The following is a 21,997-nucleotide window of genomic DNA, read 5'->3' on the forward strand; positions in this document are numbered from 1 at the left end:
CGGGTGAAGGCGGGTAGGCCGTGAGCGGTGACGACTGGGTGTTCGGCTTCGGCTCCACGTCGTGGGAGGACCTCGTCGGCAAGCTGTTCGGCGGGCTCGGCGGGCCTCCGTCCGCGACCAGGCGCACCGACCACTACGGGCGCGATCTCACCGCCGCGGCGCGCGACGGCCTGCTCGACCCGGTGATCGGGCGGGACGACGTGGTCGACGAGGTGCTCGAGGTGCTGTCGCGGCGCACGAAGAACAACCCCGTGCTGATCGGTGACCCAGGGGTCGGCAAGACCGCGATCGTCGAGGGCATCGCGGCGCGGATCGCCTCCGGTGACGTGCCCGCGACGCTGCGGGACCGGCGGCTGGTCTCCCTCGACCTGGCGGGGATGGTGGCCGGGGCCAAGTACCGGGGCGAGTTCGAGGAACGGCTCGGGGGCGTCGTCGAGGAGGTGGCCGCGTCGAACCGGATGGTGGTCCTGTTCATCGACGAGCTGCACACCGTCGTGGGCGCGGGCAGTGCCGAGGACGCGCCGATGGACGCGGCGAACATCCTCAAGCCGGTGCTCACCTCCGGGCGGTTGCAGGTGATCGGGGCGACCACGGCCGAGGACTACCGCCGCCACATCGCGAAGGACGCCGCGTTCGAACGGCGGTTCCAGCCCGTGCACGTCGCCGAACCGTCGCCCGGCGAGGCGATCGCCATCCTGCGCGGCCTGCGCGCCCGGTACGAGGCGCACCACGGCGTGCGGATCACCGACGAGGCGGTCGTGGCGGCCGTCGAGCTGTCGGCCCGGTACGTCACCGACCGGTTCCTGCCGGACAAGGCGGTCGACCTGGTGGACCGCGCGGGCGCGCGGGTCCGGTTGCGGGAGAAGGCACCGCTGCCACCGGACCCGGTGACACTCGAGCAGCGGATCCACCGCCTGGAACGGGAGCGGGACGGCGCGCCGGACGAGGAACTGCCGTTCCTGGACGACGAACTGCGCCGCGCGTCAGCCGAGCTGGACGCCGCCCGCGCCGCGCTGGCCGCCGCGCCCGAGGTCGGGCCGAACGACGTCGCCGAGGTCGTGTCGCGCAGCACGGGCATCCCGGTCGCCCAGCTCACCGAAGCCGAACGGCACCGGTTGCTGCACCTGGAGGACCTGCTGCACCAGCGGATCGTCGGTCAGGACGAGGCGGTCGAGGCGGTCGCCGACGCGGTCCGCCAGGGCCGGGCGGGCCTCAAGCACCCGCACCGGCCCATCGGCTCGTTCCTGTTCCTCGGCCCCACCGGGGTGGGCAAGACGGAGGTCGCGCGGGCGCTGGCCGAGGCGCTCTTCGGTTCGCAGGACCGGCTGATCCGGTTCGACATGAGCGAGTTCGGGCAGCAGCACACGGTCTCCCGCCTGATCGGCGCGCCACCGGGGTACGTCGGCTACGAGGACGCGGGCCAGCTCACCGGCGCGGTCCGGCGCGTGCCGTACTCGGTGCTGTTGCTGGACGAGATCGAGAAGGCGCACCCCGACGTCTTCAACACCCTGCTGCAGGTGCTCGACGCGGGCAGGCTCACCGACGCCCAGGGCCGCACCGCCGACTTCGCCAACACCGTGATCATCATGACCAGCAACATCGGCGCCGAGGAGCTGCTGTCCGGTGCGGACGTCGAGGAGCTGCGCGGGCCGCTGATGGCCGCGGTCCGCCGCTGCTTCCGCCCCGAGTTCCTCAACCGCGTCGACGAGATCATCCTGTTCCGCGGCCTCGACGCCGGCCAGCTGCGCCGGATCACCGTGCTGCTGCTGGAGAGCACCCGCCTGCGGCTGCGGGAGCAGGACATCACCCTCGAGGTGGACGACCAGGCCGTGGACTGGCTCGCGGCCCGCGGGTACGTGCCCGAGCACGGCGCCCGGCCGTTGCGCCGCACGATCGCCAAGGAGCTCGACCGGCGGCTGTCGCGCGCCCTGCTCGGGGACGAGCTGCGCGGCGGGCAGCACGTCCTCGTCACCGTCGCCGACGGGGAGCTGGCACTGGTGGTCACCGACCCGCCGGCGTGAGTTCGCGGTCAGACCTGGTTCATGCCGCCGTCGACGAACAGCTCGACGCCCGTGACGAAGGAGCTCCGCCCGGAGGCGAGGAACAGCACCACCTCGGCGACCTCGTCCGGCGAGCCGAGCCGCCCGAGCGGCACGCCGGCCGCGAGACCGTTCCTCAGCTCGTCGGTCGCGCCCTCGGCGGCGAGTCCGTCGAGCCCCGGGGTGCCGATGGGGCCGGGGCTGATCGTGTTCACCCGCACGCCCCTGGTGGCGAGCTCGTTCGCCCAGGTCCGGCCCAGGGACCGGATCGCGGCCTTGGTCGCCCCGTAGATCCCGAACGCCGCGCTGCCCCGCGTGCCGGCCGTCGACCCCGTGAGGATCACCGAGGCGCCCTCGTTGAGCAGGGGCAGCGCCTTCTGGACGGTGAACACCGTGCCCTTGACGTTGGTGCCGAACGTCTCGTCGAAGTGCTGCTCGGTCACCTCCTCCAGGGTCGCGAACTCGCCGCCTCCCGCGTTGACGTGCAGCACGTCGATCCCGCGGCCCTGCTCGCGGACGGCCTCGTAGAGCCGGTCCAGATCACTCAGGTCGGCGCTGTCGACCTGGAAGCCGGTCGCGCCGTTCCCGATGTGCTCGACCGCCTCGTCCAGGACCTCCTTGCGGCGGCCGGTCACGACGACGTGGGCGCCCTCGCTCGCGAACCGCCTGGCCACCGCCAGGCCGATGCCGCTGGTTCCACCCGTGACGACCACCGTCTTGCCTTCGAACGTGCCCATGGCTGTCCTTCTCCGATCGGTGCAGTTACGTGACATGTCATGTAACTGGCCGGGCGGTCGGCGCATTCCGGCGCGGTCGCGAAGGATGCGGTGACAGCGGCCACAGGTACCCGTCCCGACCGGACGGGCTTCAGCGAACCGAGCGGTTCAGCGGCGGGATTCGAGGTCCGGGCGCGGCAGGGTGCCGTTCGCCAGGATGTTCTCGTAGATGGCCTCGAGCGCCCCGCTGATCTGCGGCAACGACTCCTCCGGCAGACCGTCGAAGAACAGGCGCCGGACGAGCGCCACGTGCCCCGGCGCCGCGGCGGCCAGGGTGTGCCGGCCCTCCACGGTCAGGGTCACCTCGGTGACGCGCCGATCGGACGGCGCGAGGTCGCAGGTGACCAGGCCCCGGCGACTCATCCTCTTGACGTGGTGCGACAGCCGGCTGCGCTCCCAGCCGATCGTCGCGGCGAGGGAAGTGACCTGCAGGCACCCGGCAGGGGCCTGGCTCAGCGCGTTGAGCACGTCGTAGTCGGAGAGCGAGAGCCCGCTGTCCGCCTGCAACTGGCGGTTCATCTCGTACGCGAGGCGCAGCTGCACGCGCATGAACGCGAGCCAGGCGCGCGCCTGCTCGTCGTCGAGCCACCGCTGGTCCCGCGCTTCACCCGCCATCGCGATCACTATAACGCCGCCACCTCCGGGAACATCCGGGGCGAGCCCGCAGATCGAATGACATGTCACGTAAAAAACCCCGGGGCCGTGGTGCTGAGCGGGACCGGCGCACCGGACGTCTTGCGGTGGACGGCGCGTTTTCGGCTGCCCAGCGCGGGTAGCCGTGGCTTCGGAGACGCCGACCCGAGGAGAGCGATGAGCGACACGACCACCGTCGACCGGTTGAGGACGGTGCTGGCCGACGTGGCCTACCCTGCGGACAAGGGGCAGCTGGTCGACCACGCCTCGCGCAACAACGCCGACGAGGACACCGTGCACGCGCTGCACTCGATCCCCGATCACGCCTACGGGTCGTTCGACGAGGTGCTCGACGTGGTCGCCGTCGACCAGAGCCGCGAGGCCTGACTCGTCATGCACGCCGGGCGGGCTGCCCATACGGTCGAAGAGGCGGAGAACTCGCCACGACGGCGCCGGAGCTGAGGCGCCGTCCCACTCGCTTCGAACGGATCCGGAACGCACTGGTCGTGACGCCGCGTGCCGTCACGGGGCTGGAGCGCGCCCGGGACCGCTCGGGCCGACGGCCGGGGGCCGGAACGGGAGCACCGATGAAGGATCGCAAGGCGGTGCGGATCCCCGCGCCGGCGGGACGTCCCGGGTTCGCGGGTGACGCGCCGGTCGTGGCCGTCGTGGGCGGCGGCATCGCCGGTCTCTCGGCGGCCACGCTGCTCGCGGAACGCGGTGCGCGGGTCGTGCTGCACGAACGCGAGACCTACCTCGGCGGACGGGTCGGTGGCTGGCACACGCGGCTCGCCGACGGCAGCGACGTCACGATGACCCGCGGTTTCCACGCGTTCTTCCGGCAGTACTACAACCTCCGCGTGTTGCTGCGGCGGGTCGACCCGGACGGGCGCGCGCTGACGGCGATGCCGGACTACCCGCTGTGGCACGCGCGCGGCGCCCGCGACTCGTTCGCCGGCATGCCCACGACGGCGCCGTGGAACGTGCTGGCCTTCCTGCGGCGGAGCCCGACCTTCCGCTGGCGCGACCTGCCGGACATGAACCCGGAGGCGGCGCTGAAGCTGCTCGACGTGTCCGTCCCGGGGGTCTACGACGAGCTCGACGGCATCGACGCGGCCGAGTACCTGCGGCGGGTCCGGTTCCCCGAGGCGGCGCACGCGCTCGCGTTCGAGGTGTTCTCCCGCAGCTTCTTCGCGCACCCGCGGGACATGTCGGCCGCCGAGCTCGCGGTGATGTTCCACATCTACTTCCTCGGGTCGAACGAGGGACTGCTCTTCGACGTGGCGGCGGACCCGTTCCCGCACGGGCTGTGGGACCCGCTGGGCCAGCGGCTCACCGACCTGGGCGCCGAGGTGCGCACCGGCGTGGACGTGCGGTCGATCGGCACGGGCGGGGCGAAGCGGTTCACCGTCACCACCGGCGACGGCGCGCTCGACGCCGACGCCGTGGTGCTCGCCGCCGACGTGAACGGGCTGCGCGCGATCGTGCAGTCGTCACCGGAACTGGGTGACGCGCAGTGGCGCGCTCGGGTGGCGGAACTGCGCACCGCGCCACCGTTCCTGGTGTCGCGGTACTGGCTCGACCGGCGGGTCGACCGCCCCGGTTTCATCGGCACCAGCGGCTACGACCTGCTCGACAACGTGAGCGTGCTCGACGACTACGAGCACGAGGCGAGGGCGTGGGCGGCGCGCACCGGCGGCTCGGTGGTGGAGCTGCACGGGTACGCCATACCGTCCGATGTGGACGAAGAGTCGGCCAGGCAGCGGCTGTGGGACCAGCTGACCGAGGTCTACCCGGAGACCAAGGGCGCCAAGGTGATCGACGAACGGCACGAGTGGCGCTCGGACTGCCCGCTGTTCCCCGCCGGCGGGTACGAGAAGCGGCCGCGGGTCGGCACTCCGGACGACTTCCTGGTGCTGGCCGGGGACCTGGTGCGCATCGACCTGCCGGTGGCGTTGATGGAACGCGCGGCCACGACCGGGTTCGCCGCGGCCAACCGGTTGCTCGGGCAGTGGGGCGTCGCGGGGACGGACCTCTGGTCGGTCCCGCTCGAAGGCCGCGTTCCCCTGCTGCGCACGGCGGCGCGTCGCAGGAGGTCGGCGTGAGCGTCGAAGTGCGGCCGGACGTCACGAGATCTCCCGTTCGCGGGCTTGCCGGCGGTGTGCGCGCCCTGGCGGCGGTGGCGTGGCTCTGCGGTGCGCTCGTCGTGCTGGCGCAGATCGTCTACTCGATGACCGAGCCGGACGACCGGATCTTCACGACGGTGGCCTCGGTGATCGCTTTCGCGGTGGCGTCGGTGTGCGATGCCCTGGCCCGGTTCGGACCGCGCGCGGCCGTCCTGCTGGTGGTGGTCGCCGGAGGCGGCGGGCTGCTGGCCGAGACCATCGGCGTGCACACGGGTTTCCCGTTCGGCGACTACCGCTACACCGGCTCGCTCGGCCTCGAACTGGCCGGCGTTCCGGCGGTCGTGCCGCTGGCGTGGGTGATGATGTGCTGGCCCGCGCTGCTCGTCGGCCGGTCGCTCACCGGCTGGTCGCGCGGCGACCGTCCGATGTGGCCGGTGGTCGCGGTCGGCGCGTGGGCGTTGGCGTCGTGGGACGTGTTCCTCGACCCGCAGATGGTCGACGCCGGCCACTGGGTGTGGTCCTCCCCCGCTCCGGCGCTGCCCGGGGTGGACGGTGTCCCGCTGACGAACTACGCGGGCTGGGTGCTGGTGTCGGTCGTGATGATGACGGTGCTGCAGCGCGGTGTCGGCCGTCCGCGCGTGACCCGTGAGCTCGACCTGCGCGTGGGTCCGGCGCCGGTGCTGTACCTGTGGACCTACGGGTCTTCGGTGTGGGCGCACGCGGCGTTCTTCGGCCGTCCCGCGGTGTCCGTGGTCGCCGGCCTGCTCATGGGACTGGTGGCGATCCCGTTCGCCGTCGCGGTGTGGCGGGCGCACCGGTGAAGCACTTCTTCGACGCGGCGGTGCGCGGTGCCGCCGTCGGTGCCGCGATCGCCGCGGCGCACGCCCTCGTGAACGCGCGGCTGATGCGGGTTCCCGCCGCCGCTCCGCCCTGGTGCCGCGAGAAGGTGTCGATCCTGCTGCCTGCCCGGGACGAGGCGCACCGGATCGCGCCCACCATCAGGTCGCTGCGGTTGCAGACCGGCGTCCCGGACCTGGAGGTCGTGGTGCTCGACGACGGCTCGTCCGACGGCACCGCGGACGTGGTGCGCCGCGTCGCCGGGGACGACGAGCGGATCCGCGTCGTCACGGGGACGTCCCCGCCGGACGGTGTTCCCGGCAAGCCGCACGCCTGCGCCCAGCTGGCCGAGCTGGCACGGGGCGAGGTGCTGGTGTTCGTCGACGCGGACGTCGTGCTGGCCCCGCACGCGGTCGCCGCGGCCGTCGCGTTGTTGCGGGACAACGGTCTCGACGTGGTGTCGCCGTTCCCCCGCCAGCTCGCCGACGGCACCGGGACGCGTCTGGTGCAACCGCTGCTGCAGTGGTCGTGGCTCGTGTTCCTGCCGTTGCGGCTGGCCGAACGCTCGCCGCGGCCGTCGCTGTCCGCGGCCAACGGGCAGTTCCTGGTCGTGGACGCCCGCGCGTACCACCGCAGCGGGGGCTTCGCGGGCATCGCCACGGCGGTGCTCGACGACATCGCGCTGATGCGGGCGGTCAAGCGCAGCGGCGGTCGCGGTGTGGTCGTCGACGGCAGCACCCTCGCGGCCTGCCGGATGTACTCGGACTGGGTGGAGGTCCGCCACGGGTACGAGAAGTCGCTCTGGTCGGCCACCGGCAGCCCGGCGGGCGCCGTCGCGCTCTCGCTCCTGCTGGCCTGGCTGTACGTCCTGCCGCCGGTCGCCGCGCTCGCGGGGTCGCGCGCCGGTGCGGCCGGGTACGCGGCCGGCGTGCTGACGAGGGTCGTGACCGCGCGGCACACCGGCGGACGGGTCTGGCCCGACGCCCTCGCGCACCCGGTGTCGGTGGGGGTGCTGCTCGGCCTCGTCGCGCGGTCGTGGCGGGCCCGGCTGACCGGGCGGTTGCACTGGAAAGGCCGATCGTTGCGGGAGAGCAGCTGACGTGGCAGAGGTAGCGGTCATCGGTGCGGGGATGGGCGGGCTGGCCGCCGCCGCGCGCCTGGCGGCGTCCGGGCACGCCGTGACGGTGTACGAGCAGGCGAGCGGCCACGGGGGCAAGCTCGGCGTGTTGCGGCGCGACGGGTTCACGTTCGACACCGGGCCGTCTTTGCTGACGCTGCCCCACGTCTACCGCGACCTCTTCGCCGCCACCGGGGCACCGCTCGACGAGCTCGTGGAGATCGTCCCGGTGGAGCCGACCTGCCGCTACCGCTTCCCCGACGGCAGCGAGCTCGACATGCCGCACGCCGAGGACCGCGTCGAGGCCGCGCTCACCGACGCGTTCGGCGTCGAGGCCGCACGGCAGTGGCGTGCGGTGCTCACCGACGCGGAACGGTTGTGGGACCTCGTCGGCGAACCGGTGCTGCAGAACCCGCTCGGCGGCGTGCGGGACCTGCTGCGCCGCTCGGCGAGCGTCCGTGACCTGATGGCGATCGCGCCGTGGCGCACGTTGCGCGGCGTGGGCGAGCGGCGGCTGACCGATCCGCGGCTGCGCATGCTGCTCGACCGCTACGCCACCTACAGCGGGTCCGATCCGCGCCGCACGCCCGCGTTGATGACGGTGGTGCCGTTCATCGAGCAGCGGTTCGGCGGCTGGTACGTGCGCGGCGGGCTGCGCAAGCTCGGTGACGCGTTGTTCGAGCGGTGCGTCGACCTCGGTGTGAGGTTCCGGTTCGACGCGGCGGTCGCCGCCGTGGAGGCCGGTGCCGGCGGGGTCACCGGCGTGCGCCTGCGGGACGGGGAACGGCGGCGCGCCGACGTGGTCGTGTCCGATGTGGACGCCGAGCACCTCTACGGCGAACTGGTCGGCGATCGGCGCTCGCACCGTCCACGAAGGACACTGCGCAAGACCCAGCCCTCGTTGTCCGGTTTCGTGCTGCTGCTCGCGTTGCGCGGCAAGACGCCGAACCCCGCGCACCACCGCGTGTTGTTCCCCGCCGACTACGACGACGAGTTCGACTCCATCTTCGGCCGCGCTCCACGACCGGTGCCCGATCCCACGGTCTACGTGTGCGCGCCGGACGACCCCACCGTCGCGCCCGACGGCGACGAGGCGTGGTTCGTGCTGGTCAACGCGCCGCGGCAGGGAGACGTCGACTGGACGGCACCCGGACTCGCCGAGTCCTACGCCGACCGCGTCCTGCGGGTGATGGCCGAGCGCGGCCTGGACGTCCGGGACAGGGTGCGGTGGCGGGAGATCCGCACGCCGGCCGACTGGGAGCGCGACACGGGATCGGTGGGCGGGTCGATCTACGGCTCGTCGTCGAACGGGCCGCGCGCCGCTCTGCTCAGGCCGGCGAACCGCTCCCCCGTGCCCGGCCTGTTCCTCGTCGGCGGCTCGGCGCACCCCGGCGGCGGGCTGCCGCTCGTGGCGATGTCAGCGCGGATCGTCGCCCGCCTGGTCGGACCGGCCTGACGCGAACGGCCCGGTCCACGGACGGCCGGAGAGCTCGCGCCGCACACCGGCGGCGAGCTGGCCGAACCCGACCAGGGTGCACCCCGCCCACACCACGGCCGACACGACGGCCCAGCTCCACCCGGTGACCGGGGTGCCGCCGGGCGCCAGACCCGTTCCGAGACAGGCGATCGCGACGACGATCACCCGCGTCGGCCGTTCCGCCGCGGTGATCGCGCCGGCCGACCTCATGCCGACGGCCTGCGCCTTCGCCCGCGCGTACTCGTGCACCAGCACCGCCGCGCCGATCGCCGCGCACCACCACGCGCCGGCGCCGAGGACGAGCAGGACGAGGACCAGCAACAGGTCCGTGAGCCGGTCGGCCACGGCGTCCACCACCGCGCCCAGCGGCCGGACCCGGCCCGTGCGCAGGGCGACGGCGCCGTCCAGTCCGTCGAACACTCCGGTCGCGACCACCAGCACCAGTGCGAGCAACGCCCAGCGCCCGCCCGCGCCGGCGGCGACCACCGCGCCGCCCGCGACCACCACCCCGGCCGCGGACAGGACGTCGGGGTGCACGCGGTCGAACAGCCGGGCCAGCGCGTGCACGAACCGCAGCCAGCCGACGACGAGCCTGCTGGCGGACACGTCCTCGCCGTGCAGCCGGGACCAGCCCACGACTGGGTTCGCCTCGTCACCGGTCACCTCACCACCGTAAGCGGGTGGATGAGCCCGTGCAGGTTCGGGTACACCCGATCATGCACGTACTCCGCGCCGTGGCGGCGGCCACGTCGAGCGCACTGCGCGGCCGGGACCTCCTGCTGTGGGCCGCGGGACTCACGTTCTTCTCGGCGCTGGGACTGGTGCCGTTGCTGCTGATCGCCCTGCGCGGTGTCGCCGTGCTGTTCGGCCCGGAGCTCGTCGTCGACGGCGCGCGCACAGCCGGTGGGGCGTTGCCCGACGCGCACGACCCCACCGGGGCGCTGGTCCAGCTGGCGGAGGCGGCGACGACCACGTCCTGGCCGTTGCTCGCCGCCGCGCTGTTCCCCGCCACGCTCTACGGCGAGGGCCTGCGCCGCGGACTGGTGCAGGCGGCCGGGGAACGGGTGACGAAGTGGACCGGCTGGGCGGGGCGGATCGCGTTCCTGCCCGTCCTGCTGCTCGCGCCGCTGCTGGTCGCGCTCCCGCTGGCGTTCGCCCCGGAGGTCGGCGCGCTCTACGAGGGCGGCGGCTGGTCCGCGGTGCTGGGCGTCGTGCTGTCGTTCCACCTCGACATGGTCCCGATCTGCGTCACCGTGGCGCTGGTGTTCGCGTTCGTCGGACCGGTCTCGCTGCCGCTCAAGGTGGTCGCGGCGGCCGGGGTCGGGCTCGGCGCCGTCCTGACGGGTTTCCTGCACGGGTTCGTGGTGTTCCTCGCGATCCCCGTGGACTGGGCGATCCCGTACGGCGGGCTGGCGGTGCCCGGCGGCGTGGCGGCCGTGGGCCTGTGGTTGTTCCTGCTGCACGCCCTGCTGCTCGTCGGCTACCGGATCACCCTCAGCACGTGGGACGTGCTCCGCTCGCCGTGAGAAACAGGGCGTGCTCGAATGTCGACTTCCAGAGGTCTCGTTCGTCCTCGGGACGACGACTGGAGGTCATCCGTGCACTACATGTTCCTGATCTACAACTGCGAGAACCGGCCGCAGCCCGGTGACCAGCGGTTCGAGGAGATCCTCGGCCGGGTCAACGCCTTCGCGGACGAGTGCCGTCGCCGCGGTGTGTTCGTGGCGGGCGACCCGCTGAAGCCCACGACCACGGCCACGACCGTGCGGGTGCGTGACGGCAAGGCGCTGCTCACCGACGGCCCGTTCGCCGAGACGCACGAGCACCTCGGCGGCTACTACCTGCTGAACTGCCGCGACCTGGACGAGGCGCTGGAGCTCGCCGAGATGGTCCCGCAGGCGCACTTCGGCGCGACCATCGAGGTGCGCCCGGTCGACCACATCCCCGGCCTGAACCACGGGGTGGCATGAGCGACCTCGCCTCGGCCGCGGTCGAGCGGGTCTACCGCGAGCACCGGGCCCGGATGCTCGCGGCACTGGTGCGGGCGCTGGGCGACTTCGAACTGGCCGAGGACGCGCTGCAGGAGGCGTGCTCGCAGGCGTTGCGCAAGTGGCCCCGCACGTCGGTGCCCGACGACCCGTTCGCCTGGCTGCTCACGGTCGCCCGCAACCACGCGCTGGACCGCCTGCGGCACGCTCGCATGGCCCGCACGAAGCTGCCGACGCCGCCCGCACCCGTGACCATGACCGAGAAGCAGCTCGTCGACCTGGGCGACGAGCGCCTCTCGCTCATCTTCACCTGCTGCCACCCCGCCCTGGCCGAGGACGCGCGCCTGGCGCTCACCCTCCAGGCCGTGGCCGGCTTCACCGCCGCGCAGATCGCCAGGACGTTCCTCGTCGCCGAGTCCGCGCTGGCCCAGCGCCTGGTCCGGGCCAAACGCAAGATCCGCGACGCCGGGATCACGTTCGAGGTGCCCGCCGACCACCTGCTGCCCGAACGACTCCAGGGCGTGCTCGGCGTGCTCTACCTGATCTTCACCCGCGGCTACACCACGGCGGACGCCCCGTTGCGTGCGGAGGCGTTGCGACTGGGCAGGCTCGTGGCCGCGCTGATGCCCGACGAACCGGAAGCGCACGGCCTGGTGGCGTTGATGCTGCTGCACGACTCGCGCAGCGCCGCACGCCTCACGCCCGACGGCGACCTCGTGCTGTTCGAAGACCAGGACCGCACGCTCTGGGACACCGACAAGATCTCCGAGGGCATGGCGCTGCTGGACCGCGCGCTGCGGTTCGGCTCGCCCGGCCCGTACGTGCTGCACGCCGTGATCGCCGCGCTGCACGTGCAGGACCCGGTCGACTGGGAGCGCGTGGTCGCCCTGTACGCCGAACTCCTTTCGGTGGCACCGACTTCCGTGGTCGAGCTCAACCACGCCGTGGCCGTGGCGATGGCCCGGGGGCCTGCCGCGGGCCTGGAGCTGATGGACGGGATCACCGGTCTCGACTCGTACCACCTGCTGCACTCGGCCCGCGCCGACCTGCTGCGGCGCCTGGACCGGCGGCCCGAAGCCGTTGCGGCGTACCGGGTCGCCCTGGAGCTGGCCGTCAGCGCGGCCGACCGCCGGTTCCTCGCCGCCCGCCTGCGTTCCCTGGAGGTCTCCACCGAGTCGCGGAAAAATCTCGCGGACTGATGTCGAGTTCCGTCCGACCCGCTCGTCCTCCGCTCGTCAGCTCGCAGAAACCGAAGGAGCGATCGAGATGTCCGGACAGGTCAACTGGTTCGAACTGCCCGCCGACGACACCGAGCGGGCCCGCGCGTTCTACGCGGGCGTGTTCGGCTGGGACACGAGCCCCATGGGCGAGGACTACCACGTGATCACCACCGGCGCGGCCGGCGCCATCGCGGTGCGCGACGTGCAGCTCACCCAGCCGCGGATCTACTTCCACACCGCGGACATCGACGCGTCCGCGCGCAAGGTCGCCGAGCTCGGCGGCAAGGCCGACGACGTCCAGACCGTCCCCGAGGTCGGCCGCATCGCCCACTGCACGGACGACCAGGGCACGCCGTTCAGCCTGTACGAACCGCAGGCCTGATCCCCGCGTGGCCCGCCTCCCCTGGCGGGCCACGCGATCCGTCCGTCCTCTTCGGACCGGACCGCGACCGGGTTACCATCGCACCATGCCCGACGTCGGCGTGCTCTCCGCGCACCTGCTCTCCGTGTTCCAGAAGGAGCTCTTCACCCGCCTCGCCGAAGCGGGCCACGAGCACCTGCGCCCGCGCCACGGCGCCGTCATGGCCCACATCGCCACCGGAGGCACCAGGGCGAGCGAACTCTCCGACCGCTCCGGCCAGCACAAGCAGGTCATCGGCACCCTGATCGACGAACTGGAACGCCTCGGCTACGTCACCCGCCAACCCGACCCGGCGGACCGCCGCGCGAAACTCGTCGTCCCCACCGACCAGGGCCGTGACCAGATGGTCCAGGCACAGCGGATCATCGCCGACATCGAGGGCCGCCTGGCCTCGCTGGTGGGCAAGGACCGCTTCACCGAGTTCAAGCAGGTCTTCGAGGAGATCTCGCGCGGCTACTAGCCGAGCACGATCTCCTCGCGGTGCGCGACGAGGAACTCCTTGAGCGTCAACGGCGCCGCCACCAGCTCCCGCGTCTGCCCGATGTCGCGCCGGGGCAGGATGTGCGAGGCGAACTCGGTGTAGTACTGGAACATGTTGCCGAGGTCCTCCGCCGCCGGGAACCCGAGCGCGCGGAAGTCGTTGTGCGACATGGGCTCGTAGACGACCTTCTCTTGCAGCACCTCGCTGAACACCTCGGCGACCTCCTGCCCGGTCAGGTGCTCGGCACCCAGCCCGATCGTCTGCCCGATCGTCTTCTCCGGCTGCTTGAGGATGCTCACCACGGCCTTGCCGATGTCCTCGGCCGCGATCCCCGAGATCCTGCTCTCCCCCATCGGCAACGCCAGCCGGAGCGCCCCGTCCCCCGCGCGGTACGGCGCCGACCCCTGCAACAGGTTGTTCCAGTAGAACGAGTTCCGCACGTACGTGGTGGGCAGTCCGGCCTCCGCGAACAACGGGTCCGCCTCGCCACCCTTCACGTCGAAGTGCGGCACCTTGTACTTCCCCTCGAGCGTCGGCATCCGGTCGTCGTCGAGCGAGATCGCCTCCCGCGTGTCCTCCAACGTCGACCACACGACGTGCTTCAACCCGTGCGCCGCCTCGACGAGGTTGCGCACCTCCTCAACTTCCTTGGCGGGCGTCATGTGCGTGAAGTAGGGCGTGACCAGGAAGGCCCCATACGCCCCACCGAACGCCTTCCTGAGGCTCTCGACGTCGTAGAGGTCGGCCTTCACGACTTCGGCACCCAACTCGGCGAGCTTCTTGCCCGCGTCCGACTCGGGGTTGCGGGCGAGGGCACGCACCGCGAACTCCCCGTCGGCCAGCAACGCCCGCGCCACCGACCCACCCTGCTCGCCGGTAGCCCCCACCACAGCAATGATCTTCTTCTCACTCATACCGTCGAGCATATAGTCACTGATTAGTGACTAACAAGTTTAGTGACCAAGTCGTTTGGGTGTAACCCACACCACAAAGTCCGCGATAGGCCTTTGAGTCGCCCCAGCGGAAGGTGTGTGGATGTCGCGCCCGGACCTGTTCTCCTACGAAGGCGCTCTTCGGGTGCTCGGCCAGTACAACCACCCGTGGCTGGATAAGACCGACACGTTCCTCGGCGTCGGCATCCTGGTGGGCGGCGCGGTCGAACCGAACATCCTCAGCCTGGTGGACCCGAAGAACGAGGCCACCAACTGCCTCCGCAAGATCCTGAACGGGGTCACCGACCGGCTCACGGGTCTCTCGGGCCAACGCCGTCAGGACCTGATCGCCGCAGCCCACACGATCATCGTCGTCACCTCGGTCTTCGAGGCGTTCAGCGAGGAGATCGGTGACGACTTCCAACAGTTGAAGATCAGCGACAGCGAGAAGTTCCGCATCCTGCACGCCGAACCCCCGGAGAACCGCAAGGAGTCCTCAGCCCTGCCGTCTCTCACCTCGCTGGAGGTGCCGGCGCCGAACGCCGTCAGCGGCTTCTACGAGAACCTCAGCGGCTCTCTCAGCCACTTCTTCACCAAGTCCGTGCAGGAAGTGCGCCGGTTCTTGAACAAGTTGGACGCCAGGGCACCTCGCCTCAACACCGGTGACTTCGCGTCGGCTGTCGTGCTCAGGGCGCGCAACGTGTACTACGACCACTACCTCGGGGTCGCCTCCGACATCCCCGAGTTCCGCGTCTGGACCTTCCTGGGAGAGCACGCCGCCACCCGTGAACTGATCGAGCAGAGGAACGCGAAGCTCTCCATCGAGATCACGGCCGCCCGCACCGAATCGCTGGAGCTGTTCGCCCAGTTGCTGAGCCGACTCTCGCCTGCCCTCGCTCCGCCCGGCGAGGGGTACCGCAAGTCGCTCAGGAACGTCGCCGAGGCCGTGCTCAGCAGACCGATCATCGGCTCGAACATCGATCCGGCCTCGGTCGACGCGGTGTTCCCCACAGTCGAGGACGGGTTCATCGTCCCCGGATTCCGCCTGGCGGTGCAGGACGACAAGACCCAGGCGTCGTCGAAGACCTGGTGGGAGGACCGCACTCTCCTCCGCGACGACCTGGACCTGTTCCTGGCCGCGCACCTCACCGGCGCGGACAGCACCCGACGTCCACTGCTCGTGCTCGGCAACCCCGGCGCCGGCAAGTCGCTCCTCATGGAGGTGCTCGCCTCCCGGCTGCCCGCCGACCGGTTCACCGTGGTCAACGTGCAGCTCCGCAAGGTCCGGGCCGAAGACGGCATCCAGGACCAGGTCGAGACAGCTCTCGGTCCCGTCCTCGGCAAGGGCGTCGACTGGGTGCGGCTCGCCGACTCGTGCGGCGACACCGTTCCCGTCGTGCTGCTGGACGGGTTCGACGAGCTGATCCAGGCGAGCGGTGTGCACCAGTCCAACTACTTGAAGCAGGTGCGGGACTTCCAGCAGCTCCAAGTCGACCGCGGACGGCCGGTCGCGGTCGTGGTCACCTCCCGCATGCTCGTCGCTGACCGGGCACGCATCCCGGACGGCGTCCCGATCGTGAAGCTGGAGGAGTTCGACGACGATCGCATCGCACGTTGGCTGGACACCTGGAACACCACCAACTGCAACACCGCGGGCTTTCATCCGTTGGAACCGGCTGCGCTGGGTCAGCACAGCGAACTCGCCCGGCAGCCACTCCTGCTCCTGATGCTCGCGATCTACGCCGCGGATCCGGACCAGCCGCCGCTCGACGACGCGAGCCTGTCGAACTCGGAGCTGTACCGACGGCTCATAGCCATGTTCGTCACCAGACAGGTCAGCCAGAAGGGCCGCGAGCAACTCGCTCCGGCCGTGGTCAAGCAGCGTTCAGCCGAAAGTTCGTGGCAGCTCGGCATCGCCGCGTTCGCGATGTTCAACCGCGGCCACCAGTACGTGACCGCGCCCGAGTTGAACGAGGACCTGGCGGTGTTCGCGCGAAAACCCGCCGCCGCAGGCCAAAGCACGACCTTCGACACTCCCGTGGATGACGCCGACCGCACAGTCGAGAACTTCTTCTTCATCCACTCACCGAGCCGCAACGACGGTGCGACACCCGAACAACGCACGTACGAGTTCCTGCACGCCACGTTCGGCGAGTACCTCATCGCCGAGGTGACGATGAAGCTGTTGCGTCAGCTTGCCGCCGCTCGCGCGCTCCCCGCCGCCAATCCGTACGAGGTGGCCGCTCCGCCTGACGACTCGCTGCTGTATGCCCTGATCTCCCACCAGGCGTTCATCAAGCGGAAGCCGATCATCGAGTTCGGCCGCGGGCTGTTCAGCGCGTTGACGGACACCGAACGGGCTGGCGTGCTCCAGACGCTCGACGACCTGATCCGGACCTGCCAGCACCGTCCGCCGAACGACCCCTACCTGCGCTACCGTCCGACGCCGTCCACGATCATCAACCGCATCGCTCACTACTCCGCCAACCTCGTCTGCTTGCGCGTGCTGCTGGACACCAACGTGCCGACGCCGATCATCGGCTCATTGGCGGACTGGCGGGCCACCGTGCACCTGTGGAGAGCAGGACTGGGCGAGGAAAGCTGGCAGGAGGTGATCAGCAAGATCACCCTCCTGGAGGACAACAACTGGTTCATCGTGGAAGAACGAGATAACGACATAGACGTCGTCCAAGAGGCGCGTCTACTCGGCAACGCCGCGCTGGAATCGGCCCTGTACGGCGGCGCCGCCTTCTACGGTCAAGATGCCACCCCCGATCGCCAAGAACAGCACCTCGTCGGCAGGTGTGCGCGCTGGCAGTCCAGGATCCTGGGATCCGGCAGTACAGGCCGCGTCCTGCCCGCCGGTGTCCGCGCGCTGCACGAAATCGTCAACAGGCTGGACACCGGCACCCGGATGAGCCGCGACACCGCATCATACCTGTGGAACGCACTCTCCAGAGATGCTTCAAGGCTTCCCCACCGGGTCGTGGAACGCGTGCTGGGACATCTTTTGCCCCGCTTCAGAGAGGAGTTCGACGCGGAGTGGTTAGGTCCGTTCGAACTGGTATCGATCTTGTGCGCTCATCCAGCCCTCGCCGACGTCGGCGAGATCTCCTCCCAGCTGTTGTCCAGGAGGTTCAGGCAGTGGATGGGGTCGGCAATTGGTTCGGTGATCCTGGTGTGGGCGGTTTCGAGGTCCTCCGAGGGTCGACTGGACGATTCCTTCCAAGACTTAGCGAGGATGGTCAGACAGGCCGCAGCGCCGCACGCTGACTATCTCTCGACGATGTACCTGCCTATCGAGGTATTCGAGTACCTAGCTGAGCCGCGCGCGATCGAGCCTCGTATCGACGACTCAACGCTCAGCCAGCTCAGCTCGCTCTTCGTCGGCGCCGCCGATGACGTGAGCCCCCAGACCATCCTGAAGTTGACAGGGAGATTCGCGGGCTCGACCGGCGCTGGGGCGCGCGCCCGGTTCGTCGCTTGCTACCTGGAACACCGCACGGTAGGAGCCACCGCCGGCGAACAGGCCGTGTTGGACGAGCTGACTGCTCAGGCGTCGAACCGTTGACGCGCCTCCTCGATGTCGCCGAGATACCGGCTCGTCCAAGCGCACATCGCATCCACCGTCGCCCGCAAAGCCTGCCCAGGCTCCGTCAACGTGTAGTCGACCCGCGGCGGCACGGTCGGATGCACCACCCGCGACACCAGCCCGTTGCGCTCCAACAGCCGCAGGTTCTGGGTCAGCATCTTGTGGCTGATCCCGTCCACCTCCGTCTTCAACTCCGTGAACCGCTTCGTCGAGTCCCCGATCGTCTCCACGATCAGCAGCGCCCACTTGTTCGCGATGTCCGAGAAGATCTCGCGCGCCAACGAGTCCGCACGCGCCAGATCCCCGCTGAGCTGCTTGCTCACCTTCAGGTGCCCCACTCTCGGAAAAGTGCGTTCTTCCAGGTCGAGACGCACTCTCCTACGGTGAGCGAGTAACCACAAGAGAGCAAGCGAGGAGCAAGCAATGGCGGTCACGCTCATCAACCCCGACGGCCTGCCGCAGATCGACGTCTACCACCACGTCGCGGTCGCCAGCGGCAGGACCGTCTACGTCGCCGGGCAGGTCGCCTGGGACTCCGTTCCCGACCTCGCCACGCAGACCGAGCAGGCCTACACGAACGTGCACACCGCTCTCAAAGCCGCGAACGCGAGCTTCAAGGACCTGACGAGGGTGCGCGTGTACGTCGTGGGCTGGACGCCGGACAAGATGCCCGAGCTGCTCAAAGGCATCGAGAACGCCATGACCAAGCTCGGCGAGACGGCCACGCCGCCCGCCACGCTCATCGGGGTCGCGAGTCTCGACGTGCCGGAGCACCTGGTCGAGGTCGAGGCCACCGCGGTGGTCGATTAGGCCGAGCGGAACTCCACCAGGCCGTCCACCACCTCGACGACCGCGGTGGTGCGGCCGGCCGGGCTGTGGCGGTCGGGGCCGTGTTCGGGCAGGCGCGTCTTGTGCACGCGCACGCTCGTGTCGTAGGCGCGGACGTGCAGCGGGCACTCGCAGATGCCCGCCAACGGGGTCGAGCAGGTGAAGGCGGAGCGCACCACGTCGACGTCGGCGGTGGAGAGGACGGCGGACCACACCATGACCTCGTCCTCCTCGCCGAAGACGACGAAGCCGTCGTAGCTGAACGAACGCAGCTCGCCCAGCGCACAGGCCCTGCAGTAGAGGACTCGGGTGTAGTCGTGCGAGCGGTCGTACGGGCCCGCTTCGTGGATGTTGACCACGAAGTCCTGCTGGCCGGAGCAGATCAGGCAGAGGTCGGAGTAGGAACTCATCGCCGCATGCTCACCAGCAGTGCCACGCCGGCCGACAGGGCGACCACGCCCGCTACGACCAACTGGTTGAGCCAGACGATGGCGAGGCCTCCGTCCGTTCGCAGCAGTGCCACGACGACCAGCCACACCGCGAGCACGATGGTCAGGTGTCTGATGAACGGCACGTCCAGCGGCGCCATCGCGCGGACCATGCCCAGCAGCATGATGACGACGGCCAGGCCCATGGAGACCCAGTACGGGCGGAAGGCGTGCAGTGACGCGCCGAAGTGCAGGACCGGTGGTGCGGCGATCAGCCACACGCCTGCCAGGAAGGCGGCGACTCCGGCCCTGCTCTCGACGGTTCGTCCGTGAAGATCCCCCACGCGGGCATTCTCGCTGCCGGAGCGCCCGGAGGGAACACCCACTATTCGTTCCGGTACGCCTTCATGTTGCGCAGCAACAGATAGGTGTCCTGCAGTTGCGCGGAGTCGTTGACGCTGCGGTAGATGCCCCACTTCGGATGCGCCTGGTCACCGCCCAGCCACGTGTCGAAGCCGGAGCGCGAGGCGGTGACGACGGTCGTGCCGGCGTCCTTCAGCGTGAAGCGGAGGCTGCCGGAGTCGGCGACCTTGATCTCGATCTCGACGTCGATCCACCGGTTGCGCAACGGCGCCAGCGGTGTGCTGCCCAGTTTCGCCTGGCCGGCGCCGAACAGTCTCATCTCGACGGTCTCCAGGGAGCCCGTGCGGAACAACGACATCGTCACCACCGGGGAGTCCACGCCCGTGTGCTTGACCTGGAAGATGTGCGAGAAGCTGGTGGTGCCCTTCAACGACGTCGGCAGGTACATCTGGTAGGTGTAGCGCCAGGTCTCGCCCTTCTTCATGTCGTGCCGGGTGGCGCCGGTCCGGATCGCGCGCACCTCGTTGCGCTGCCGGTCGGCACCGTCGCGGTCGGACCTGTGCATCACGAACCGGTACTGGTCGCTCTCGGCGAAGATGTGCGTGGCGGACGGGTGCGAGTTCGAGCGGTCGTCCTCGATGCCGGCGAACGCGCCGAGGCCGGCGGTACCGGGGTTCGGAGCCCACTTCTGCACGAACGCCATCGCACCCACGTCTGCTGATGCCACACCCGCGGCCAGTGGCGTGGCCGCGAGAGCGAGTGCGCCTCGCATCGCGGTGCGGCGGTTGAGCATCTCCATCGGTGTTCCTCCTCGAACCGGGGATTCGAGGCAGCGGTGGGCACACCATGCCACAGTTGTGGAGGAACGGTGCAGATCCGGTGAAGGTGTTGCCGGAAACGAAAATCCGGCGGGCCGGCGGTTCTAGCGTGGCCTGCCATGGACACCGTGGACGTGCTAGTCGTCGGCGCCGGGCTCGCCGGCCTCACCACCGCGCGCCTGCTCGCGGAGGCAGGGCTCGACGTCGCCGTGTGCGAGCGCAGGACGAGCCTCGAGACCGGCATCCGCACGACGGGGATCTTCGTGCGGCGCACGCTCGACGACTACGACCTGCCCCACCTCGGCCCGGCGGTCCGGCGCGTGCTGCTCTACCCGCCGTCGCACGAGAACCCGGTGGAGCTCGTCAGCGACCGCGACGAGTTCCGGGTCGGCGACATGGAGAGCATCTACGCCACCGCGGTCGCGGAGGCCGAACGGGCGGGCGCCCGGGTCTCGCTGAGCTCGAGCTACCCGGCCAGGTCGACCAGGGCCCGCTTCACGATCGGCGCGGACGGCGCCCGCTCCACCGTCGCGAAGACGCTCGGCCTCGACGTCAACCGGCAGCTGATCACCGGTATCGAGGAGGTCTACCCGGTCCGGACGGGCTCCACGCCGACGTTCCACTGCGTCGTCGACCCGCGCCTCGCCCCCGGCTACATCGCCTGGGTCATCGACGACGGCGAGCACGCGCACGTCGGGCTCGCCGGCCGGGCGGACCGGTTCACCGCGCCGCTCCCCCAGCTGCTGCAACGGTTCCGCGACAGCTTCCCCACCCCCGCACCCACCGGACCGGTGAGGAGACGGGGCGGTCCCATCCCGGTCGGCGGGCTGCTGCGCCGGATCGTGTCACCGCAGGGCCTGCTCGTCGGGGACGCGGCGGGCGCGGTCTCCCCGCTCACGGCGGGCGGGCTCGACCCGTGCATGCGGATGTCGGAGCTCGCCGCGTCGGTCACGTTCGACTACCTGCGCAGCGGCAACAGGTACGTGCTGGAGCACTACGACGGCGCGGCGATGCGGCGCCGGTACCGGGTGCGCTCGCAGCTGCGGCGGGGCCTGTCGCTCGTGCGGCGCCCGAGCGTCGCCGAGCTCGCGTTCGGCCTGCTGCGGACGCCGCCGGGCAAGGCCGTGGCGAAGAAGATCCTGTTCAACTAGCGACCCGGGTCCGCCCGGTGACGGCGAACGCGTGACCGAAAGCCACTGATGCCACCGCGAACAGCACGATCGGCGGCGACGGCAGCAGGAGCACGGCGACCGCGAGCAGCGCCAGCGACGTGCCGAGCCCCAGGCCGGCGAGCGCTCGCGGCACCGGCGCGGCCTTCGCCGCGACCAGGCAGACCAGACCGCCGAAGACGAGGGCGATCGACATCACGAAGTTGATCCCCAGGTTGACCTCGTGCAGCGTGCGCTGGATCCCGCCCAGCGCGAACTCCACCTGCTCGGCCGCGGCGACGGCGCGGTCGTCCGCAGGGTTCCCGTCCCCGAGCTCCATGACCCCCATGAGCGACAGGTGACCCACCCCGGTCACGATCCACGCCCACGCGCCGACCAGAAACGTTCGTGGCATTGCACTTCCCCCTCTACGAGCGAAACATACGCAGCCGTATGTTTGGGTCTGCCGGCAGCGCATGTCAACTCCAGCTGAGGGAACGACGCCTTCACCTCAGCTGGCGCCCACGCTCCTGGGAGCGTTCCCAGATTTAGGGAACCGAACAGTGGAGGAGCTCGGTCGATCGATCGGGCACTAAAGCGGTTTTCGGCGGCATTGACGCTGTTCAAGCCCTGATCGTGCCGAACGGCGACGGCATCGAACGACTTCGACCCGCGCGCAGAGGTGCTTGACACTTCGCTTCAGCGAGATAACACTCCCCCGAAAACCTGGGAACGCTCCCAGCTCTACCGCCGCCGCTAGAGGGAGTTCCACC

23 protein-coding genes are annotated in these 21,997 nt (G+C 70.4%); 14 read left to right on the forward strand and 9 right to left on the reverse strand.

Going from position 1 to position 21,997, the window contains the following annotated elements; all coding sequences use genetic code 11:
* Positions 1 to 20 precede the first annotated feature (20 nt).
* Positions 21 to 2,021, forward strand: a complete 2,001-nt coding sequence (locus ABZX02_RS10300) for an ATP-dependent Clp protease ATP-binding subunit (RefSeq protein ID WP_355296811.1) — start codon at positions 21 to 23, stop codon at positions 2,019 to 2,021.
* Between the two features lie 8 nt (positions 2,022 to 2,029).
* Here ABZX02_RS10300 and ABZX02_RS10305 read toward each other — a convergent pair whose 3' ends face one another.
* Together ABZX02_RS10305 and ABZX02_RS10310 are read right to left on the reverse strand one after the other, a co-directional pair.
* Positions 2,030 to 2,776: an SDR family oxidoreductase gene (locus tag ABZX02_RS10305; RefSeq protein WP_355296813.1), complete on the reverse strand. Its 747-nt coding sequence runs from the start codon at positions 2,774 to 2,776 to the stop codon at positions 2,030 to 2,032.
* Positions 2,777 to 2,923: 147 nt separating this feature from the next.
* Positions 2,924 to 3,430, reverse strand: coding sequence for a MarR family winged helix-turn-helix transcriptional regulator (locus ABZX02_RS10310; RefSeq protein ID WP_355296815.1), 507 nt, complete (start codon positions 3,428 to 3,430; stop codon positions 2,924 to 2,926).
* 195 nt (positions 3,431 to 3,625) lie between these two features.
* On the opposite strand from ABZX02_RS10310, the gene ABZX02_RS10315 reads away from it, so the two are divergent.
* The 5 genes from ABZX02_RS10315 (at position 3,626) to crtI (ending at position 8,984) form a co-directional block, all read left to right on the forward strand.
* Positions 3,626 to 3,835, forward strand: coding sequence for a DUF2795 domain-containing protein (locus ABZX02_RS10315; RefSeq protein WP_355296817.1), 210 nt, complete (start codon positions 3,626 to 3,628; stop codon positions 3,833 to 3,835).
* Positions 3,836 to 4,035: 200 nt separating this feature from the next.
* Positions 4,036 to 5,553, forward strand: a complete 1,518-nt coding sequence (locus ABZX02_RS10320; protein ID WP_355296819.1) for an NAD(P)/FAD-dependent oxidoreductase — start codon at positions 4,036 to 4,038, stop codon at positions 5,551 to 5,553.
* Positions 5,550 to 6,395 (forward strand): carotenoid biosynthesis protein, encoded by an 846-nt coding sequence (locus ABZX02_RS10325; RefSeq protein WP_355296821.1) that lies wholly within the window; start codon positions 5,550 to 5,552, stop codon positions 6,393 to 6,395. The genes ABZX02_RS10320 and ABZX02_RS10325 overlap by 4 nt, the downstream gene beginning before the upstream one ends.
* Positions 6,392 to 7,510, forward strand: a complete 1,119-nt coding sequence (locus ABZX02_RS10330; protein WP_355296822.1) for a glycosyltransferase family 2 protein — start codon at positions 6,392 to 6,394, stop codon at positions 7,508 to 7,510. The genes ABZX02_RS10325 and ABZX02_RS10330 overlap by 4 nt, the downstream gene beginning before the upstream one ends.
* A 1-nt stretch (position 7,511) precedes the next feature.
* Positions 7,512 to 8,984, forward strand: coding sequence for a phytoene desaturase family protein (gene crtI, locus ABZX02_RS10335; RefSeq protein WP_355296824.1), 1,473 nt, complete (start codon positions 7,512 to 7,514; stop codon positions 8,982 to 8,984).
* Here the strand turns inward: crtI and ABZX02_RS10340 are convergent.
* Complete coding sequence (locus ABZX02_RS10340; protein ID WP_355296826.1) at positions 8,946 to 9,668, reverse strand: CDP-alcohol phosphatidyltransferase family protein; 723 nt, start codon at positions 9,666 to 9,668, stop codon at positions 8,946 to 8,948. The genes crtI and ABZX02_RS10340 overlap by 39 nt on opposite strands.
* A 17-nt stretch (positions 9,669 to 9,685) precedes the next feature.
* Here ABZX02_RS10340 and ABZX02_RS10345 point away from each other — a divergent pair, with 17 nt between their 5' ends.
* From ABZX02_RS10345 to ABZX02_RS10365, 5 genes are all read left to right on the forward strand, one after another.
* Entirely contained in the window at positions 9,686 to 10,531 is an 846-nt protein-coding gene (locus tag ABZX02_RS10345; RefSeq protein WP_355296828.1) for a YhjD/YihY/BrkB family envelope integrity protein, read from the forward strand.
* A 72-nt stretch (positions 10,532 to 10,603) separates the two neighbouring features.
* Positions 10,604 to 10,975 carry a YciI family protein gene (locus ABZX02_RS10350; RefSeq protein ID WP_355296830.1) on the forward strand — a complete coding sequence of 124 codons (372 nt, stop codon included), beginning with the start codon at positions 10,604 to 10,606 and terminating at the stop codon, positions 10,973 to 10,975.
* Positions 10,972 to 12,192: a sigma-70 family RNA polymerase sigma factor gene (locus ABZX02_RS10355; protein WP_355296832.1), complete on the forward strand. Its 1,221-nt coding sequence runs from the start codon at positions 10,972 to 10,974 to the stop codon at positions 12,190 to 12,192. Before ABZX02_RS10350 ends, ABZX02_RS10355 begins: the two co-directional genes overlap by 4 nt.
* Positions 12,193 to 12,259: 67 nt before the next feature.
* Positions 12,260 to 12,595 carry a VOC family protein gene (locus ABZX02_RS10360; RefSeq protein ID WP_355296834.1) on the forward strand — a complete coding sequence of 112 codons (336 nt, stop codon included), beginning with the start codon at positions 12,260 to 12,262 and terminating at the stop codon, positions 12,593 to 12,595.
* A gap of 85 nt (positions 12,596 to 12,680) precedes the next feature.
* On the forward strand, positions 12,681 to 13,094 hold the full coding sequence (locus ABZX02_RS10365; protein ID WP_355296835.1) for a MarR family winged helix-turn-helix transcriptional regulator: 414 nt from the start codon (positions 12,681 to 12,683) through the stop codon (positions 13,092 to 13,094).
* On the opposite strand, the gene ABZX02_RS10370 is transcribed toward ABZX02_RS10365, so the two are convergent.
* Entirely contained in the window at positions 13,091 to 14,029 is a 939-nt protein-coding gene (locus ABZX02_RS10370) for an NmrA/HSCARG family protein (RefSeq protein ID WP_355296837.1), read from the reverse strand. The two genes, ABZX02_RS10365 and ABZX02_RS10370, sit on opposite strands and share 4 nt — an antisense overlap.
* Positions 14,030 to 14,150: 121 nt before the next feature.
* Here ABZX02_RS10370 and ABZX02_RS10375 point away from each other — a divergent pair, with 121 nt between their 5' ends.
* Complete coding sequence (locus ABZX02_RS10375; protein WP_355296838.1) at positions 14,151 to 17,618, forward strand: ATP-binding protein; 3,468 nt, start codon at positions 14,151 to 14,153, stop codon at positions 17,616 to 17,618.
* On the opposite strand, the gene ABZX02_RS10380 is transcribed toward ABZX02_RS10375, so the two are convergent.
* A complete protein-coding gene (locus tag ABZX02_RS10380) occupies positions 17,600 to 17,977 on the reverse strand; it encodes a helix-turn-helix domain-containing protein (protein ID WP_355296840.1) in 378 nt (125 codons plus the stop codon). The two genes, ABZX02_RS10375 and ABZX02_RS10380, sit on opposite strands and share 19 nt — an antisense overlap.
* An 85-nt stretch (positions 17,978 to 18,062) precedes the next feature.
* On the opposite strand from ABZX02_RS10380, the gene ABZX02_RS10385 reads away from it, so the two are divergent.
* Positions 18,063 to 18,449 carry a RidA family protein gene (locus ABZX02_RS10385; protein ID WP_355296842.1) on the forward strand — a complete coding sequence of 129 codons (387 nt, stop codon included), beginning with the start codon at positions 18,063 to 18,065 and terminating at the stop codon, positions 18,447 to 18,449.
* Here ABZX02_RS10385 and ABZX02_RS10390 read toward each other — a convergent pair.
* The 3 genes from ABZX02_RS10390 to ABZX02_RS10400 are packed head-to-tail and all read right to left on the reverse strand — an operon-like array spanning position 18,446 to position 20,057.
* Positions 18,446 to 18,877 (reverse strand): hypothetical protein, encoded by a 432-nt coding sequence (locus ABZX02_RS10390; protein ID WP_355296844.1) that lies wholly within the window; start codon positions 18,875 to 18,877, stop codon positions 18,446 to 18,448. The genes ABZX02_RS10385 and ABZX02_RS10390 overlap by 4 nt on opposite strands.
* On the reverse strand, positions 18,874 to 19,239 hold the full coding sequence (locus ABZX02_RS10395) for a hypothetical protein (protein WP_355296845.1): 366 nt from the start codon (positions 19,237 to 19,239) through the stop codon (positions 18,874 to 18,876). Before ABZX02_RS10395 ends, ABZX02_RS10390 begins: the two co-directional genes overlap by 4 nt.
* A gap of 41 nt (positions 19,240 to 19,280) precedes the next feature.
* The gene (locus ABZX02_RS10400; RefSeq protein ID WP_355296847.1) at positions 19,281 to 20,057 is read right to left on the reverse strand and encodes a Tat pathway signal sequence domain protein; all 777 of its coding nucleotides are present in this window, start codon (positions 20,055 to 20,057) and stop codon (positions 19,281 to 19,283) included.
* Between the two features lie 138 nt (positions 20,058 to 20,195).
* Here ABZX02_RS10400 and ABZX02_RS10405 point away from each other — a divergent pair, with 138 nt between their 5' ends.
* On the forward strand, positions 20,196 to 21,227 hold the full coding sequence (locus tag ABZX02_RS10405) for an NAD(P)/FAD-dependent oxidoreductase (protein ID WP_355296849.1): 1,032 nt from the start codon (positions 20,196 to 20,198) through the stop codon (positions 21,225 to 21,227).
* Here the strand turns inward: ABZX02_RS10405 and ABZX02_RS10410 are convergent.
* Positions 21,220 to 21,639, reverse strand: coding sequence for a hypothetical protein (locus ABZX02_RS10410; protein WP_355296851.1), 420 nt, complete (start codon positions 21,637 to 21,639; stop codon positions 21,220 to 21,222). The two genes, ABZX02_RS10405 and ABZX02_RS10410, sit on opposite strands and share 8 nt — an antisense overlap.
* Positions 21,640 to 21,997: the final 358 nt, after the last annotated feature.

The sequence above is a fragment of the Lentzea sp. NPDC003310 genome, assembly GCF_040610935.1.
Lineage (GTDB): Bacteria > Actinomycetota > Actinomycetes > Mycobacteriales > Pseudonocardiaceae > Lentzea.